This window comes from uncultured Campylobacter sp. (assembly GCF_938045345.1).
In the GTDB taxonomy this organism is placed as follows: domain Bacteria; phylum Campylobacterota; class Campylobacteria; order Campylobacterales; family Campylobacteraceae; genus Campylobacter_B.
Window position 1 is genome coordinate 14,178 of the sequence record NZ_CALIMS010000015.1, and the last position, 17,323, is coordinate 31,500.

Sequence of the window (17,323 nt, forward strand, 5' to 3'; positions counted from 1 at the left end):
ATGAAATTTATTAAAATTTTACTTTTATCCGCGATCTTTAGCTCGCGGATATTTGCGTGCGCTCTGTGCGCCCTATACACGCCTACTGCGCACGTTAGCATCACTCCCGTCGCACAAGACGGCAAGATCGTGAGTCTGCATTTTTCGTGGCTTTTCTCTCAAAATTTTACCGACGTCATAATGCAGACCTACGATATAAATTCCAACGGCAAGCTTGAAAATAGCGAGCTTGCCGAGATAACTAAGGCGATGACCGATTATCTAACCCCCAAAAACTATCTTTGCGAGGCGGAATTCTACGATCAAGCGCCAAAAAACGCAAAGCCTGCGCTTAGCAATCTCGTAGGCACGCAGATCAAGGGAAATTTTAAAAACGCAATAAGCCTCGTCAAAAAGGGCAGACTCGTGTTTGAGTTCGATCAAAAGGTCGGCTTCGAGCTGCGCAATAACCGCGTTCTTAAAATTTCCATTAACGACGATCAGGGATTTTTCAATTTCAAAATGCTTGACGACAAGCCCATTAATCTAGGCGAGGGCTTTGTAGCGAAGCCTAATTCAAATTTAGCCACCACTTTTATAGAATTTAGGGGCGAAAAACCCAAGCTTGCAGAGAAAAAGCCGTCTATTTCAAGCGCGCCGAACTCCGATTTAGCGCAGGATGGTCTTGCATCTAGCGAGCAGAGTCTTGCGGGCTCAGAGGATAAACTTGCGCAAGGCGGCCAAGCTAAACCGAATTCCAGCTCAGCACGCAGATCAAACCAAAGATCCGTCGGCGACATCGTTTCGGAAGCTGCAGCAGAGGCGCAAAAAAATATAGCCGCTTCGGATACCATCGCGCAGATTAATAAAGCCGCAAAAAAGGACGTGCAGGCAAAAGATGGCCCCGCAAATTCTGCGGCGCCTGAAGATAAAGGCGCGGGCGAAAATTTGACGGCGAGACGAGATAATTCTTTAAATTCCGCGCATTCTACGCAAAATCTCGCGACACCGCCCGAGGAGAGTTCTTTAAATTTAGAGCAAAATAGCGCGAGCAAAAACGGCACTGCATCCGCCGGTAGCGACGAGATTTCAAGCGAGCAGCACAAAGAGGTCTCGCTGGGATTTGTCGCGCAAAAGACGATGGATTTTATGAAAAGTCTCAAAACGGCGTTTCGCGCAAGCAGCGAGCATGCAAGCGCGAGCACCATCCTATGGGTCTTGGCGCTTTCTTTCATATACGGCTTTTTCCACGCGGCGGGCCCAGGACACGCGAAGCTGCTAACGGCGAGCTATTTCCTAGCCCATGGCGGCAGCTACGTCAAAGCCTTCGGATTTGCCCTTAAAATCGGGCTTCTACACGTACTAGGAGCGCTCGTTTTAGTAAGCGCGAGTATGTTTGTGTTGCAAAATGTCGCAGGCATAGTTTCTGCAAACTCCGCCTCGATCACCACGAAAATTTCGGCGCTTCTGATCATCGTCATAACTGCGCTCATCATCTACGACAAAGCTCGCCGCGTAAGATCGTCGGGCGCCCGCCACGATGCGGGCTGCTCCTGCGCCGCTTGCGCTTCCGCCGCAAACACCGCAGAAACGGACGCGCACTTAAAAAATACGGCGTTTACAAACGCCGGGAATTCCGCTCACGCAGCGTCAAAGAGCTATAAATTTTCTAAATTTAAAACCCCTAGCGGCGAATCCGCGCAGTATTTGGATGCTAAAAATTTAGGCGCCGCAACGGCAGAGCTAAATTCGGATTCAAATTTAACCGCAAATTTACAAGAAAACTCGCCTAGCCAAAACGAGCAAAAAAAGGCTTTAAATTCTACAAATTTCAAAAACCAACCCCCATCTCGCTCGCTGCAAAATGGCGCGACTGGCGGCGGCGAGAAAGGGCGAGAGTGGCTTATCGCGCTTGCGGCAGCGCTCGTGCCCTGCCCCGGCACGATCCTTATTTTCGTGCTTGCCTTTAGCCTCGGAAGCTTCGCGCTTAGCGTCGCGAGTGCGCTTTTCATCGGTTTTGGAATGAGCGTCGTGATATTTTTAGCCGCGCTTTTCGGCGCGAAAGCAAACGAGCTTAGCTCAAAGCGGCTCGTAAGCCTGAAGCTTTACGTCGAATTCTTGGGGCTTTTTGTGATGTTTGGGCTCGGGATTTTTATGTATTTCCTCTCAGACAACCTCAGGGTGCTGTGATCGCAAAATTTAAACGCAAATTTCAAAGGCGGCTCGCGTGAAATATAAGCTTACGCAATGCGTTAAATTTTAAATCCGGTGCGAATTGATTTCAGAATAGTAAGATTTTAAAATTTTACGCCGCACGGACTGCGTAAATTAAGCTCCGATCTTGACTATTTAATTATGCGGTGAAATTCGCTCTTTATAAATCACGTTAAATTTTGCTACAATACGGGCAAAATTTTTCTCAAGGATAGATATGTCGCCTTCTTTGCAAGATGCTATTTCACAGACTTTAATCGAACAAAAAGCGTGCGCTAGAGTTTTTAATAGATATTAATACCTCAGCATAGCCACCTTTTTTGCGGTCCTGTTCGTATTAGTGTTTCTAAACGGCGTTAAAGCAGACACTCCTCTAATAAAAATTGCCGAATTTTTGGGCGTATTGATCCTCTTTCATATCTTTTGGATATTTCTTATGCATTGCGCCAGTCAAGAAACTGAAGCGGAAATTCGCTACTACAAATTTTATAAAGAGATATTCGTCCGCGCCGTAATAAAAGATATAGATGCCGGTTTAAAATACGATCCATATACCGGCATGCAAGAAGAGGAATTTCAAAAATTTAGAATTGATAGGAAGTCCGGGATCAAAAGCGAGGATCGGATTACGGGCGTGTACTGCGGGATTAAATTTAGCCTCAGCGAGGTACATAGTAATGGTAGGTTTTACATGAAAACGGATAATCCGCTCATAGCGGCGATTATGTTGATCAAAATATTCTACGATAACTATATGGACTTTGACGGCAACGTACTGATCTGCGAGCTCGCGAAAAAAACCTCGGGCAAAACGATAGTGGTAAGTAGGGAGCTAAACGCCAAGATCTTCGGCGAAAAAGAGATGATGGACGATGTGGATTTTATGCGCGATTTTCGCGTGTTTGCGGATGACAAAGTAGAAGCGCGCTATCTGCTAACGCCTGCGTTTATGGAGCGTCTGCGCGAAATAAACCGCGAAACGAGCGGCGAGTTCAGCTTGAGCGCGGTATTTATGGATAAGCGTTTATATCTATTTTTAAAAGGCGCGCCTGATCTTTTCGAAACTACTCTTTTTGATAGGCCCGCTAGCATAGAGCTCGCGCGCGAATACCAAACGCAGATCCGCAAAATTTTAAGCCTAATCGAAACACTTAAACTCACAAATTAGCAAGGCGCATTGCGGCTGAAATTTTGTACCTGCTCATTTTAGGCTAGACGGAATTTTCGGCAAAACGTAAAATTTAATCAGCAGTGCGAGCTCTCGGCAACTGCCCAAAATTTAATCAACAATGCAATCTCTCGGCGGCTGTCCGAAATTTAAACGAGTGATACGATTAGAGAGATGTAGCGCGCCTGCCGCAAATAAATTTGAAGCAAAAGCGCCTTGCCGTGTCTAATAAATTTATAAAATTTGACCGCGCCTCGTATCGCAACCTCTAGTTTTTAGTGCCAAACTCGCATAGCGACAAAATTTAATCAGCAGCGCCGCGATGATGAAATTTAAAAGTAGATCCGCAAGGACGAAATTTAAATTTAAAAGTAAGTCCGCGATGAGAGTTAAATTTAGAGCGTGCGGCGCTTACAAAAGCCACACGCTAAAAGGTATCTGCCTGGCTCATACCGCAACGTACCTCAAGCGCCGGCTCTGTACGCACGTCAAGTTCCGCCAAAATCCTCGCCGCGCGTTCCTGCATCGCCTCATCAAACGCCGTCATAGGCTGGATTGTAAATTCAAATTATAAAGAATTAAAACGAGGCGAAATTTAAAATTCCGCCTCCTAAGCGGAAAAGATTAAAGCGCCGCGTAACGCACCATTAGGCAGGTTTGAAGCGCCGCCAGCTTATCAAGCGTGCTTTTTTGCACTTCGGAATCGACCAAAATGACCGCCAAAGCATCCCCCTCCTCGCCTCTGCCTAAGCGAAAATCCGCGATATTGATGTTTTCGTCGGCTAGGATCGTGCTTACGGATTTGATAACGCCCGGCACGTCGGTATTTTTGAAGATTATCATCTTGCCTTTCGGCTTAAAATCGGTCTTAAATCCGCCGATATTTACGATGCGCTCCTCGCTTCCGTCAAAAACCGTGCCCGCGACATTTGAGATCGCTTTGTCGGTCGTAACCTTAACCGCGATCTCGCTTTTATAAACACTGCGCGCAAGCTCGCCGAAGCTCGTCTCGATCCCCTTTTCGTCGGCAAGAAATTTAGCATTGACGTAATTTAGCGAATCGCCCAAAGAATCGTGCAGCGCGCCGACGATCGCAAAAACGAGCATCGATTTTAGATACTGCACCACCTCGCCGCTGCCCTCGATGCGAATCGATTTGATCGGGCCTTTGTTGATCTGCGCCGCAAGATAAGCCATTTTGGAGACCAAATTTATATACGGCTCGATACCGCGCGGCAGATCCTCGAGCTTAAGCGGCAAATTTAAAGCGTTTGGATAGTTTAAGCCGCGCGCGGCGCTGATCGCCTGCTCTGCGGCTTCTCGGGCGATATTGCTTTGAGATTCGAGCGTATTTGCGCCAAGATGCGGAGTTGCGCTTAAATTTTCGATATCCAAAAGCTCGTGATCGGTCGCAGGCTCTTTGTCGAAAACGTCGATGCCGAGATACGCGATCTTGCCGCTTCGCAGATTGTTTGCGAGCGCTTTTTCATTATACAGCCCGCCTCTAGCGCAGTTTATTAGGCGCACGCCGCCCTTCATCTTCGCTATTTGCGGCTCATCGATCATATTTATCGTCTCTTGATTTTTCGGCGTATGGATAGTGATGAAGTCGCAAGATAAAATTTCGTCGAAATTTTTCGTATATTTTACTCCAAGCTTCGTAGCCTTCTCAGGCTCGATATAGGGATCATAGGCGATGACATTCATCCCAAACGCAAGCGCGCGAACCCCCACGCGCGAACCGATGTTTCCAAAGCCGATGATGCCGAGGCTCTTTTTATAAAGCTCGGTGCCGTACCATTTCTCGCGCTTCCAAATTCTATTAATTTTCAGATCGTTGCAGGAATTTACATATTTGCGCGCCGCATTTAGCAGGTGGCACATGGTCATTTCGACCGCGGCGATGGTGTTTGCCGTAGGTACGTTCATCAAAATAATGCCGCGCTTGGAGCAGCCGTCGATATCGCAGTTATCTACACCCACACCCGCGCGTACGATCGCTTTTAGCTTGGTGCCTGCGCTAAGGAATTTCTCATCCACCGCCGTAGAGCTTCTGGTGATCGCAACATCCGCATCGCCTAAAATTCCATAAAGCTCGCTCTTGGGCACGCTCGTGGCGTCGATTACCTTAACGTCCGATTCTTGCTTAAGCAGATCAAAACCGATTTTGTGGATTGCGTCGCAGACTATGATAGTTTTCATTAAATTTAACCTTTTGAAGTAGGTCCGCAAGGCGGGGATGCCTTGCGGAAAGAGTTTTATTTATTTAGTTGATCTTTGATTAGATCCCCTAGGCTTTGCTTCTCGTCGTCGTTGCTATTGATCTCGTTTAGCGCCTCGCGCTCTTTTTGATGAGCCAGCCTGCGCACGCTTAGGCGAATTCTATTTTTCTTCTCGTCAATGAAAGCGATCGCAGCCTCGATCTCGTCGCCTACTTTTAGGCTATCTACGCTTACGTTGCCAAGATCTTCCTTGCGGATAAGCGCGTCTATACCGCCTCCAAGCTCGACAAAAATTCCGAACTCTTTAATATCGCGGATCTTGCCTTTTACGACATCGCCTTGATTGTGGCTCTTGGCGTAATCGCTAATAGGGCTATCGCCGAGCTCTTTGTGGTTTAGAGAAATTTTTTGAGTATCTTTGTCGATCTTGATGATCTTAACCTCGATCTCGTCGCCTACTTTGAATAAATTTTTGCACTTCTCGCCGCGATCCCACGAAGCGTCCTCGTTATGCAAAAGCCCCTCTACGCCGTCGATCCTCACAAACGCGCCGAAATTCGTAATCGTAGTGACGCTGCCTTTTAGCACGTCGCCCACTTTATGCTTAGCGACAAACTCGTCGAACGGCTTGGTGAGTAAATTTTTAAGGCTCACGCGCAGCCTGCGCTCGCTAGGGTTAATCTCTACGACCTCGACGTCGAGCTCCTCGCCCTCGCTGATGAAATCTTTCGGATTTTTGATATTTTTATCCCATGAAATTTCGCTGATATGCAAAAAGCCCTCGATGTCGTTGCCAAGATCGACAAACGCGCCATAAGGCTCGATATTACTTACTTTTACGCGGATAGTATCGCCCACTTCCAGGCTATCTTTGATCTCGTTCCAAGGATCGGGCATCGCCTCTTTGATCGAAAGGGAGAGATGTTTTTTATCGTTGTCGTATTTGATAACTTTAACTGGAACCTTATCGCCCTCTTTGTAGAGCGAGCTTGGATTTACAGGACCTTTGTATGAAATTTCGCTGTAGTGCACGAGCCCGTCCACGCCGCCTACGTCTACGAACATACCGTAGGTGGTAATCTTTTTGACGACGCCTTCGATGATGCCCTCGGTAGCGATTACTTTCTCGATCGCCTCTTTGCTTGCTTTGCGATCCTCATCAAGTAGCTTCTTACGCGATACTACGATGCTTTGTTCGTCTCTATCAACTTTAATGATCTTTACCTTGAAATTTTTACCGACGGCGCCATTTGGATTTTTAAGCGCACTTTGCGAGCGCGGCATAAAAAATTCCACGTCGTCTGCATTAGCACAAACGAAACCGCCCTTATTAAACGATAGAATTTTAACGTCATAGACATTCTCTGCGTTTTCATCATAGGAGTCGATGAATGCCTTTACTTTTTCCTTCTTTAGGGCCTTTTTATACGATACGACCGGGCGACCGCCTCTGCTTCCGATAATAGCGACTTTGATGTCATCTCCTACATTAACCTGCGGGTTTCCTTGATCGTCGCTCACCTCGGCGGCATCTAAAATGCCCTCCGACTTCCTGCCTACGTCTATGAAAACCTCGCCGTCCTTAAGGGCGATAACCTTACCTGTGACAACCTCGTCGCGAGACTTCCCGGCGTCATACTCCTCTAACAATGTCGCAAAATCTTCCTCTGCGTGGTTTTGAACCTTCTCGTTCACCTCAGCCATATGCTTCCTTTAAATTTATTTGTGCTTTTTTGAAAAGAACTAAAATACGCGATTCTAGCTAAAATTTGCTTTCGATTTGATAAATTTCTAAGAGTAAATTTGATAAGAGGGCTTATAAATTCTGCGTTAAACTTTCGATCTGAGCTACCACTTTTTTGATGATCCAATCAGGCGTGCTAGCTCCTGCGGAGATGCCGCAGAGGCTTTTGTTTTCAAACCACGAGCGCTCAAGCTCGCTTTCGTTTTCTATGAGATAGCTGTCTTTGCAAAAATTTTGTGAAATTAAAAAAAGCTGTTTGGTGTTGGAGGAATTTTTCCCGCCTACGATTATCATCACGTCGGCCTTTTGCGACAGGCTTTTTACCGCCTCTTGATTTTCCAGCGTCGCATTGCAAATCGTATTAAAAATTCTCAGCTCCCTTGCGCGTTGCATCAAAAAATCCGCGATTTTGGTAAAGCTTTCTATCTTTTTCGTAGTCTGCGAAACGAGCGCGACGCGAGGCCCAAGCTTGACGTCTTGCAGCTCCTTCGTATCCATGATCACGAATACGCGCGATTTTGCGTAGGATTTCACACCCTTTACCTCGGGATGATTTTTATCGCCGAAAATCACGATGTCATAGCCCTCCGCGCTCATCTTTTCTACGATCTGCTGCGGCTTGGTCACAAAGGGGCAGGTAGCGTCGATGAGCTCCTTATTTTGCGCCTTTAATCTTTGTAGATCGTCTTTTTGGATGCCGTGCGTGCGAATGATGAGCTTTTGCTCGTCCTTGATCTCGCTAACGCCCCCCAGGGTTTTGACGCCGAAATTTTGCCTTAGCCTATTGATCTCTTCGGCGTTATGTATGAGTTCGCCGATCGTAGCGGCCTCGCCGGCGCTTTCTGCGATCTTGATCGCGCGCTTGACGCCGAAGCAAAAGCCGTAGCTTTTGGCCATCTCAATCTTCAACGCCGGCTCCGATCTGTCTTAAAATCGCGGCAAAATTTGGAAACGACGTCGCGATACAATCGCTATCTTCGATGATCATCCCCGATCTTAAGCCCAAAATCGCAAAGCTCATCGCGATGCGGTGATCGCCGCACGGCGTGATGATAGCCGCGTTCGCCTCGCCGCCTTCGATCTGCCAGCCGTCCTGCAGCTCGCGCGCCTTAATACCGCAAGCGCGAAGCCCTTCGCAGGTTACCTTTATGCGGTCGCACTCCTTTACGCGCAGCTCGGCGGCATTTCTAAGCACGCTACTTCCCTGCGCGCAAGCAAAGGCGATCGCAAGCGCCGGCGCTTCGTCTATCAGCCACGAGATGTTTTCACTCACCTCTACGGCGTGAAGCGGCGCGTAAGCGACCTCTATATCGCCGATCTGCTCATAAATTTCGCTTGTTTTGTGAAATTTTACCTCGGCGCCCATGCGTTTTAAAATTTCATATGCCTCTATGCGGGTTTTATTTAGCAGCATATTTTTTAGCACGATGCGCGAGCCCGGGATTATCGCTGCGGCTACGGCAAAGAAAAACGCCGAGCTGGGGTCGTTTGGGATAAAAATTTCAAGCGGTTTAAGCGGAGAGCTAAGCGGCGCGACTTCGATCGCAAGGCCGTTTTGCGAAATTTGCGCGCCCATTGCCTTTAGCATCCGCTCGCTATGATCGCGACTAAGCTCGGGCTCGCTAAGCTTACACCCGCTGCCGCGCAAGGCCGCTAAAATAAGAGCGGTCTTTACCTGTGCGGACGCGATTTTACTCGCGTATTCAAAATATCCGAGCTTCTGCCCGAGCACCGCGATAGGCGCCTTTTCGCCGCCTGCTCGTCCGTAAATTTTAGCGCCCACCTTGCAAAGCGGATCCGCAACGCGCCTCATTGGGCGCTCGCTTAGATACCGATCGCCGCACAGCACGAAAAAGCCCTCGCGTCCTGCTAAAAAGCCCATAAATAGCCGCATAGCAGTGCCCGAGTTGCCGCAATCAAGCGGGACGTTAGGCTCTTTGATAACCTCCGGCGGAGTGATTAAAATTTCGCTAGCATCGCGCTGCACGCAAGCACCCAAAAGCTCCACTATTTTTAGCGTATTTAGCGTATCCTCGGCGGCTAGATAGTTTGAAATTTTACTCGTCCCCTCCGCTAGCAGCGAAAAGATCGCCGCACGATGCGAGATCGATTTATCCGCGGCAATGCTTGAAATCTCCGCTCGCAAAGGGCTTGCTTGCGCAAAAATTCTCATCGCAGTCCAAGTCCTAGCTCGCTGCTAAGCGCGGCTAAAATTTTATCGGTAAAGCCCGCGACTTCCTCGTCGCAGAGCGTTTTTTGAAGGTCTTGAAATACAAGTCTGATCGTCAGGCTCTTTGAATCGCCCAGGCTTTCGTCGCTGTAAAGATCGCTCGGGATAAATTCCTTTAGCGCCTCGATTTTAAGGGCGTCTATACACTGCTTAATCTGCTCGAAGCGCATTCCGCTCGGCACCAAAATACTTAGATCGCGCGATACGCTAGGGAACTTCGAATAAGCGTCCGCTACGATATTTTCAAATTTAAGCTTGGAAAAATCGATCTCGCACAGATAGCTTTTATCCAGATCGCGCCCTGCTTCTACGGCGTAATCCACGCGCCCGATAAAGCCGACTATCTCGCCGTCCTGCTCGATCTGAGCTTGCTCGAATTCGCTTAAAAATTTCAAATTTTCGCCAGGCAGCCTGACATTAAATTTACCGATGACGCTTTGGATTAAATTTGCAAAATACAAAAAATCCACTGCGGCAGGTTTTGCGCCGGCAACGATAGAGGGCTCCGCCTTTAATCCGCTAGCGATAAAGCCCAGCCTTAGGCTCTGCGCGCCGTCCGTATCAAACACCTCGCCTAGCTCAAAAAGCTTAACGCTTCTGCGGGAATTCTTTAAATTTCGCTCCGCAGATTCCAACAGATGATTAATGAGCGTCGGTCTTAGCGCGTCCAGCTCGCCGTTGATCGGATTTAAAATTTTAACCTTGCACGGCTTAAAGCCTAAGCTTTGCAGCGCCTTGCTATCGTCAAATACATAATGTACGCACTCGAAAAATCCTACTGCTGCCGCCTTGCTGCGAAGCTTGCGTCCATTACATAAGCTTACGTAGGTATCGTTTAGGCGGTTTTTTTCGTAGAAGCTTAGCGGCGCGGCGGCGATATTGTCGATGCCCACGATACGCACGATCTCCTCGCACACATCGTGAGAATTTACGATATCGTGGCGGAAGGGCGGCACCTTGGCGGTGATTAGATCGGCTTCGACGCCCACATCAAAGCCCAGCCTTTTTAAAATTTTTACGATCTTATCGCGCGGAATTTGCGCGCCGATCATTGAGTTTATCTCTTTTTCGCTAAAGCCCACGATAAGCGGCTCCAAAGCGTTTGAAATCTTTTGTGTGCCCGCATATAGGCTCACGGCTTTATTTTTAAGTAGCAATCTAAATAGCAGATCGAGCCCTAGCCTAAGCTTTGGCTCGCTGCCTCTACTTGAGCGATACACATGCTCGTCGCCTTTTAGGCCTTTGTTTTCGTTTACTGCTTTGGCGATAATTAGTGGCGCGGTGTAGTTTGCCTCTAATAGTACCACTTTGCTACTGCAACACGCCTTTAGCTCCACGTCTTGGCAAATTCCTGCTACGCTAAGCAATCTCTTGCCCGCATAAACGCCGAACTCACCGTTTGGCATAGGCTTTATGTCAAGCGCTACCTTGCCATCTGCGGAAGCGATCTTTTCAAAATCATAAGCGCGCAGCAATACTCCGGTAGAGTGAGTAGCGTAGTTGATGAAATTTTGCACCGCGCAGCTTTGCAAAATACCAACGCTTGCAAGGCGCAAGGTCTGCTTTAAATTTAACTTCAGCTCGCCTTTGATCTCGTAAGCTCGAAAAGCAAATTTAGCGCTTACCTCATCGCTTGCACGTACGCTTAAAATTCTACCGATACCAGGCGCTCCGTCGGCATCTTCAAACTCGTGCTTTTCCTTTAGCGGCAGATCAAGCGCTGCGCTTAGATCGCGCGCTATGCCTAAGATGCTAAGGCAGTCGCCGCGATTGGCGGTAAGCTCGATCTCGATAAGATCGTCGTTAAAAATTTCATACTCGCGCAGCTCCTTGCCCAGCACGAGCTCGCCGATACTGCTATCAAGCACCATAATGCCGTCATTCGTCTTGGCAAGCCCGAGCTCGGTTGCCGAACAGATCATGCCAAAGCTCTCCACGCCGCGAAGTTTGGCAGGCTTTATCTCAAGACCGCTAGGCAGCACGGCGCCGATGAGGCTAACCGCGACATATTGCCCTGCCTCAACATTTTTCGCGCCGCAGACGATCTGCAAGCTCTGCTTACCGACATCAACCTCGCAGACATTGAGATGATCAGAATTCTCGTGACGACGCTTGCTTTTTACGAGTCCTACTACGACGCCTTTAGGAAGCGAAATTTTATTGTGAGCGTCAACCTCCAGACCGATGGAATTTAGCGTAGAAAGCAGCCTTTCGCTTGAAATTTCGCTTATGTCGATCCACTCCTGCAACCAATTTCTCGTTATTATCATTTAAACTGCTCCAATAATCTAATATCGCCTTCAAATAGCGAGCGCAGATCGGGGATACCGTGCAGCAGCATCGCAAATCTCTCCACGCCGAGCCCGAATGCGTATCCGCTGACGTTTTTCCAGCCCACCGCTTTAAAGACGTTGGGATCGACCACGCCGCTGCCTAGCACCTCGAGCCAGCCCGTCTGCTTACAGACGCGGCATCCCTCGCCGTGGCAGAAAATACAGCTGATATCGACCTCGGTGCTTGGCTCCGTAAACGGAAAGAAGCTCGGGCGGAAGCGCACCTGCACGCTACCGAACATATAGCGCAAAAATTCCTCTAAAACGTATTTTAAATTTGCAAAGCTCACGCGGTCTCCCTGCTCGACTACGAGTCCTTCCACTTGATGAAACATCGGCGTGTGGGTTAGATCCATATCGCGGCGAAATACCGCACCCGGGGCGATCATACGCACCGGCGGAGCTTTAAATTTCTCCATCGTGCGGATCTGAACGCCGCTGGTATGGGTGCGTAGCAGCCGCCCATCATTTAGATAAAACGTATCTTGCATATCGCGCGCCGGGTGGTATTTGGGTAAATTTAGCGCCTCGAAATTATGGAAGTCGTCCTCGATGAGCGGGCCGCTTTCGACGCTGAAATTTTGCGCGATGAAGTAGTCAATGATCTTATCCATCGTCTCCATCACGGGGTGCAGCGCGCCGCAGTTTACGTTTTCGTTAAAAAGCGTGACGTCGCTCGCTTCATTTTTCATAGCCTCTTTTTGCTCCGCCTCTTCCAAGCTCGCCCTTTTTGCGGCGATGAGCTCGCTGAAATAATCGCGCTTTTCATTCGCGCTTACGGCAAGCTCTTTTTTCTGCTCGGGCGCTGCGGATTTGAGCTCGGAAAAAAGCTGCGTTATGATGCCTTTTTTGCCAAAAAGCTCCAAGCGCACGGCCTCCAGCTCGCTTAGGCTCGATGCGGCGTCGATTTTTGCTTTAATCTCTTGCAAATTCTATCCTTGTGGTTAAATTTAATGGCGCGATTGTAGTTAAAATTTGATAAAAGCTAGGTAAATTTGCGTGTTTGGATTTTTTGGCTATAATCGCAGCTAAATTTCAACCTCATAAAAGGATCTAAAATGAACGTCTTCGAAAAGATCGTAAACGGCGAAATCCCGTGCAACAAAGTGCTGGAAAACGATGAATTTTTGGCATTCCACGACATCAACCCAAAAGCGCCTATCCACATCCTGGCTATCCCTAAAAAATGCTACGAAAACTTCCAAGTAACGCCTCCCGAGGTGATGGCGAAGATGAGCGCTTTCATCCAAGAAGTAACCCGAAAAATGGGGCTTGATAAGAGCGGATACCGTCTCGTTTGCAACTGCGGCGAAAACGGGGGCCAGGAGGTGATGCATCTGCACTTCCATATCCTGGGTGGAATGAAGCTGCCGTGGGACCGCGTAAGCGACCGAAATACCGAAGAGAATTTTTAAGGCTCGAACCAAATTCTATTAAAATCAAAATTCCGTGAAATTGTAAAATTTTACGGAATTTGCGAAATTCTTTGAAATTTTTAAAATTCCGCTTCATTTATAAACACCGAAGTTTTAAAAATAATCAAAATAGTAAAACTACAAGCTAAAATTTATCATCAGACGCTAAAAAGAAATACAAAATTTATCACAGACGATCTCTCTTAGCAAATACCATTCTTGAGCTGCAAAGCCTTAGCTCTTAGAATTTCAAATTTGAAATCAACAAGAAATTTTAACGACGCGGCAAAATTTTAAATGAAACCGAGCTTTATAAAAAGAGTTATGATTTTAATGGCGAATGAGTTAGATTTCAACGATATGGAATTTAAAACCTACATGAATTTTGCTTTGAATGAGCGATTCGGCTTTAGTTTTCAAGCAGAATTTAAAATTTTAGCGTGAAATTATAATCTTAGAATTTTAAAATTTCTTGAAATTTCAATATTAACTTTAATAGATTTTAGGGGCATGCGCCCCTAAAAATTTTGAAAGGATTTGCAAGGATTATTTGCTTAGCATTGAGCTTAGCATCCATAGGCGTTTTTCATAATCGCCGTAGTGATCCTGCGCAATATTTGAAGTCGTATCGTCGCCCTCTTCTTCGGCAATCTCTTGAAGCTTTTTAAATTCTTTTACTAAATATTCATAGGCTTTTTTAACATCCTCAAGTACCTCAGATACGCTATAGCTGTCTTTTACGCTAATCGGAGCGTCTTTTGAAAGCTCAATTAGATCCTTAGCCTTAGTTACGGCCTTGCCACCTATTTGAAGCGCGCGCTCAGCCATATCGTCGAAAAGCTCGCCCATCTCGTCGTATGCTTTCTCGGTATAAGCGTGAACCTGCGCGAATTGTAAGCCCTTAACATTCCAGTGATAATCGTGGAATGCAACAAAGAACGCATGAGCGTCCGCCTGAAGTTTGTTTAGTTGTTTTACTGTTTTTGACATTGTGTCTCCTTTATTTAAAATTGCTGTAATTATAGCAAGATTTTCTTAAATTATAATTATACTAAGTAATAAATTTTATCTTTTAGTGAAATTTTAAAATTATATGGCTTTTAAATTTATCTACAATTTTTTTGAAATTTCAGCTATGCTGCATTATAATGCCGCATTATGAAAAACAAATTTATGATAACTATAACCGACCTTAACGGCTCTAGGAATTTTTTGCTTTCGCAAATCATCAAAAAGATCGCGTTATATTTGGTACTATTTGTTTTTACCGTTTTCGTCACGGGTGCGCTATATATCAGGTATCTGGGCTCTAAAATCGACAGCCTTTCGCGAACCAAAACCGAGCTTAACGAGCTAAATCAAAAACTTCGCGACGGTATCGCGGCAAGTCAGATGGAATTTGAAGCCATCGAGGGTAAAATTTCGGATTTGGAGCATCAGTTTGGGCTCGATCCTGAGGAGGATGAGCGCGCGATCGACCGCCTATCTCACATCAAACCTACTTCCGAACAAGAGATCAAAGAGCGCGCGCAAAAGATCATCAACGAAAAATTCTCCGACGCGCTGATAAAAGAAATTTTTATGCAGATTCCAAATGGCAGGGTCATGCGCACTCATCAGCTCAGCGAGAAATTCGGCTGGCGCGACCATCCCATCTTAAAGCGCAAGCAGTTTCACCCAGGCGTTGATCTACGTACGCCGCCTAAAACGCCTATCTATGCGCCTGCAGACGGTATCATCCAATACAGCGGCGCGGGCGCTACTGGCTATGGTAATCTAGTCGAGATCCGCCATAACTACGGCTTTACGACACGATATGCGCATTTGGATTCAAATTTAACTCGCAAAGTAGGCGAGTTTGTAAACAAAGGTGATCTCATCGCTTTTAGCGGCAACACCGGACTTAGCACCGGACCTCATCTGCACTACGAGATTAGATTTTTGCAGCTGCCGTTAGATCCGCTAAATTTTATCAACTGGAACGAAAAAAATTACAAAGAAATTTTTACTAAGGAGGAAGATGTCCCATGGCAATCTTTAATAAAGGCGATGCAAACACCGCTCAAACAACAATAATCTCGTCAGGCACGCTCATCAAAGGAGAGCTGCACCTGTCGTGCATTTTGCATATCGATGGCAATGTCGAAGGCGACGTGATATCCGATAATACTGTCGTCATCGGTAAAAACGGTACCGCGCGCGGCTCGATCAGGGCCAAACATATCGTAATCAGCGGCAAATTTTTCGGCAATATCGAAGCTGAGCTCGTCGAGCTGCTAGGCGGCGGTGTGCTCGTAGGCGACGTGCTATCACAAAGCTTCGGCATCGAAGTCGGCGCAAAATTTAATGGAAAAAGCGCGGTAAGCGGTAGCGATCAAGCCCTAGTTATCGACGGCAGCGCAAGCGAAGACGTCAAGCTCATCGACAAAGCGCTAGGTGAATAAATCGCGCACATTTGGAATTCTTGGAATTTAAAACGCTTTAGCTAACGGGGTTTTAGAATCTGATTGATATTGAAATTTTAGAATTTCTAGCCTTTGGAATTCTTAGAATTTTTAAGGCTTTTATATTTGCGTAATCTTAGAGTGTCTTCAATCTTAAAATTTAGAATTTTAAAAAATTCCAAATTTTAAGATCCTCGCAACCAAAATTATTGAAATTTTTATATTTTAAAATTTTCAAAATTTTAAAGCTTAACTATGCTTAAAATCTCATAGTTACGTAAATCGTAAAACTCTAAATTCCAAAATTTTGCGCTTACACGGGGTTTTTAAATTTTGCTTGTAAGCCAGATTTTAAAATTCGCGCCCGACTGAATTTAAAATTTTAAAATTTCGCCGCAAAATAACGCATGGACGCAAAATTTCTGCTCGCACATACTTTAAAAAGTTTTAAAATTTCGCAGAAGCTATGTAAGCAAGTATAAATTATCTACGCCGAGTGTTTTGACTCGTTATAGCTCTTTGTGCCGCCGGCTCAAAATTCCGCGCGGTGATAAATTCTGCGAGCTGAGCTAATTTAAGCCCATTATTAGATTAGTTATGTATAATGCGATTTCTTTTTGTGGACAGATGGGTGAGTGGCCGAAACCACACCCCTGCTAAGGGTGCAGCTTCTAACCGGGGCTCGAGGGTTCAAATCCCTCTCTGTCCGCCACTACTTTAGAATCTAAATCAATAAAATTTCACTTCCGTGGTTCAGTCGATTCTAGCCGCCTAGGATACTGCCTAAAAGCAGCACCGGCATCATTAGCGGCATTACGATGAGTCCTTGTATATCGGTATCCATTTTTGCATCGCGCTCGCTTTTGATCCCGCTATCGACCGCTATACGCGCGGGATACTCGATCGGCACGCCTAGGCGGTGCGATCTGCGTAGCTCGTCGTGATCTTTTAGGCGCTTAAAATATTTGCCTTCGATCAGATAAGAGTAACGAAACGTAGAACTATACGCGGGCTCCAGCTGCTCTGGGTCGTCCATCAGCTTAGCCTGCACGGATAGCGGTAGATCGTATTTTACGAGCTCGATTTCGTGCTGGATATATGCGGCATCACTGCCTTCATTGTATCTGTCGATCGTGAGCATGCTTACGTTGCGCCTTATCGCGTCTTTATTTAGCGACGCCAGACTCGCAACCTTGGCGCGCACGGCACTAAGATTTGCATCAAATACGTAATCATAAATCTCGCCGCTCATACGCAGCTGACCGCCAGACGCCGCGCTCATCGCGACGATATGCTCGCGCCCTTGCATATAGCCCGGCAAATTCTTACTCGCACATCCGCTAAAAACCGCGCAGCATAGCGCCAAAACCGCGCCGCAAATCCAAAATTTCATAAACTTCCTTTGTAAAATTTAAAGACGGATTGTATTAAATTTTGCCTTAACGAGAGTGGAATTTTATGACATGGCAAAATGGAATTGTGTGATGGAATTCTATGGTGGCGACGCATAGAATTTCACGCGGACTTTTATGAAATTCCGATGAGATTTCACAAGAACTGAAGCCGAAATGCAC

Annotated in this window: 13 protein-coding genes and 1 tRNA gene; 6 read left to right on the forward strand and 8 right to left on the reverse strand. The window is 46.6% G+C overall.

What is annotated here, in order from left to right; translation table 11 throughout:
• Positions 1-2,169 carry a DUF1007 family protein gene (locus Q0144_RS03940; protein ID WP_298061916.1) on the forward strand — a complete coding sequence of 723 codons (2,169 nt, stop codon included), beginning with the start codon at positions 1-3 and terminating at the stop codon, positions 2,167-2,169.
• 418 nt (positions 2,170-2,587) lie between these two features.
• The gene (locus Q0144_RS03945; protein ID WP_298061918.1) at positions 2,588-3,361 is read left to right on the forward strand and encodes a DUF3137 domain-containing protein; all 774 of its coding nucleotides are present in this window, start codon (positions 2,588-2,590) and stop codon (positions 3,359-3,361) included.
• 624 nt (positions 3,362-3,985) lie between these two features.
• Here Q0144_RS03945 and serA read toward each other — a convergent pair.
• The 6 genes from serA to pheS all read right to left on the reverse strand — a co-directional run bounded on the left by serA (position 3,986) and on the right by pheS (position 12,819).
• Positions 3,986-5,563, reverse strand: a complete 1,578-nt coding sequence (gene serA / locus Q0144_RS03950; RefSeq protein WP_298061920.1) for a phosphoglycerate dehydrogenase — start codon at positions 5,561-5,563, stop codon at positions 3,986-3,988.
• 56 nt (positions 5,564-5,619) lie between these two features.
• The gene (locus tag Q0144_RS03955; protein ID WP_297941450.1) at positions 5,620-7,287 is read right to left on the reverse strand and encodes a 30S ribosomal protein S1; all 1,668 of its coding nucleotides are present in this window, start codon (positions 7,285-7,287) and stop codon (positions 5,620-5,622) included.
• A gap of 112 nt (positions 7,288-7,399) precedes the next feature.
• Positions 7,400-8,236 carry a 4-hydroxy-3-methylbut-2-enyl diphosphate reductase gene (locus tag Q0144_RS03960; RefSeq protein ID WP_298061922.1) on the reverse strand — a complete coding sequence of 279 codons (837 nt, stop codon included), beginning with the start codon at positions 8,234-8,236 and terminating at the stop codon, positions 7,400-7,402.
• Positions 8,226-9,500: a 3-phosphoshikimate 1-carboxyvinyltransferase gene (gene aroA, locus Q0144_RS03965; RefSeq protein WP_298061924.1), complete on the reverse strand. Its 1,275-nt coding sequence runs from the start codon at positions 9,498-9,500 to the stop codon at positions 8,226-8,228. Before aroA ends, Q0144_RS03960 begins: the two co-directional genes overlap by 11 nt.
• Positions 9,497-11,827 (reverse strand): phenylalanine--tRNA ligase subunit beta, encoded by a 2,331-nt coding sequence (gene pheT, locus Q0144_RS03970; RefSeq protein WP_298061927.1) that lies wholly within the window; start codon positions 11,825-11,827, stop codon positions 9,497-9,499. Before pheT ends, aroA begins: the two co-directional genes overlap by 4 nt.
• On the reverse strand, positions 11,824-12,819 hold the full coding sequence (gene pheS, locus Q0144_RS03975) for a phenylalanine--tRNA ligase subunit alpha (protein WP_298061929.1): 996 nt from the start codon (positions 12,817-12,819) through the stop codon (positions 11,824-11,826). The genes pheT and pheS overlap by 4 nt, the downstream gene beginning before the upstream one ends.
• A gap of 129 nt (positions 12,820-12,948) precedes the next feature.
• Here pheS and Q0144_RS03980 point away from each other — a divergent pair, with 129 nt between their 5' ends.
• A complete protein-coding gene (locus Q0144_RS03980; protein ID WP_291939653.1) occupies positions 12,949-13,305 on the forward strand; it encodes a histidine triad nucleotide-binding protein in 357 nt (118 codons plus the stop codon).
• Positions 13,306-13,851: 546 nt separating this feature from the next.
• On the opposite strand, the gene Q0144_RS03985 is transcribed toward Q0144_RS03980, so the two are convergent.
• Positions 13,852-14,295, reverse strand: coding sequence for a Dps family protein (locus Q0144_RS03985; protein WP_297902213.1), 444 nt, complete (start codon positions 14,293-14,295; stop codon positions 13,852-13,854).
• Positions 14,296-14,460: 165 nt separating this feature from the next.
• Here Q0144_RS03985 and Q0144_RS03990 point away from each other — a divergent pair, with 165 nt between their 5' ends.
• The 3 genes from Q0144_RS03990 (at position 14,461) to Q0144_RS04000 (ending at position 16,461) form a co-directional block, all read left to right on the forward strand.
• Positions 14,461-15,381: a M23 family metallopeptidase gene (locus Q0144_RS03990; RefSeq protein WP_366111313.1), complete on the forward strand. Its 921-nt coding sequence runs from the start codon at positions 14,461-14,463 to the stop codon at positions 15,379-15,381.
• The gene (locus Q0144_RS03995; protein ID WP_297883182.1) at positions 15,333-15,749 is read left to right on the forward strand and encodes a polymer-forming cytoskeletal protein; all 417 of its coding nucleotides are present in this window, start codon (positions 15,333-15,335) and stop codon (positions 15,747-15,749) included. Before Q0144_RS03990 ends, Q0144_RS03995 begins: the two co-directional genes overlap by 49 nt.
• Before the next feature lie 621 nt (positions 15,750-16,370).
• Positions 16,371-16,461 (forward strand) — tRNA-Ser (locus tag Q0144_RS04000).
• A gap of 51 nt (positions 16,462-16,512) precedes the next feature.
• Here Q0144_RS04000 and Q0144_RS04005 read toward each other — a convergent pair.
• Positions 16,513-17,142, reverse strand: a complete 630-nt coding sequence (locus Q0144_RS04005; RefSeq protein ID WP_298061932.1) for a hypothetical protein — start codon at positions 17,140-17,142, stop codon at positions 16,513-16,515.
• Between the last annotated feature and the right edge of the window lie 181 nt (positions 17,143-17,323).

Excerpts from the sequence above, each read along its gene's own strand:
- Q0144_RS03940 (WP_298061916.1), top strand. The coding sequence starts at position 1 with ATGAAATTTATTAAAATTTTACTTTTATCCGCGATCTTTAGCTCGCGG.
- serA (WP_298061920.1), bottom strand. The coding sequence starts at position 5,563 with ATGAAAACTATCATAGTCTGCGACGCAATCCACAAAATCGGTTTTGAT.
- Q0144_RS03985 (WP_297902213.1), bottom strand. The coding sequence starts at position 14,295 with ATGTCAAAAACAGTAAAACAACTAAACAAACTTCAGGCGGACGCTCAT.
- pheT (WP_298061927.1), bottom strand. The coding sequence starts at position 11,827 with ATGATAATAACGAGAAATTGGTTGCAGGAGTGGATCGACATAAGCGAA.
- Q0144_RS03980 (WP_291939653.1), top strand. The coding sequence starts at position 12,949 with ATGAACGTCTTCGAAAAGATCGTAAACGGCGAAATCCCGTGCAACAAA.
- Q0144_RS03955 (WP_297941450.1), bottom strand. The coding sequence starts at position 7,287 with ATGGCTGAGGTGAACGAGAAGGTTCAAAACCACGCAGAGGAAGATTTT.
- Q0144_RS04005 (WP_298061932.1), bottom strand. The coding sequence starts at position 17,142 with ATGAAATTTTGGATTTGCGGCGCGGTTTTGGCGCTATGCTGCGCGGTT.
- Q0144_RS03995 (WP_297883182.1), top strand. The coding sequence starts at position 15,333 with ATGGCAATCTTTAATAAAGGCGATGCAAACACCGCTCAAACAACAATA.
- aroA (WP_298061924.1), bottom strand. The coding sequence starts at position 9,500 with ATGAGAATTTTTGCGCAAGCAAGCCCTTTGCGAGCGGAGATTTCAAGC.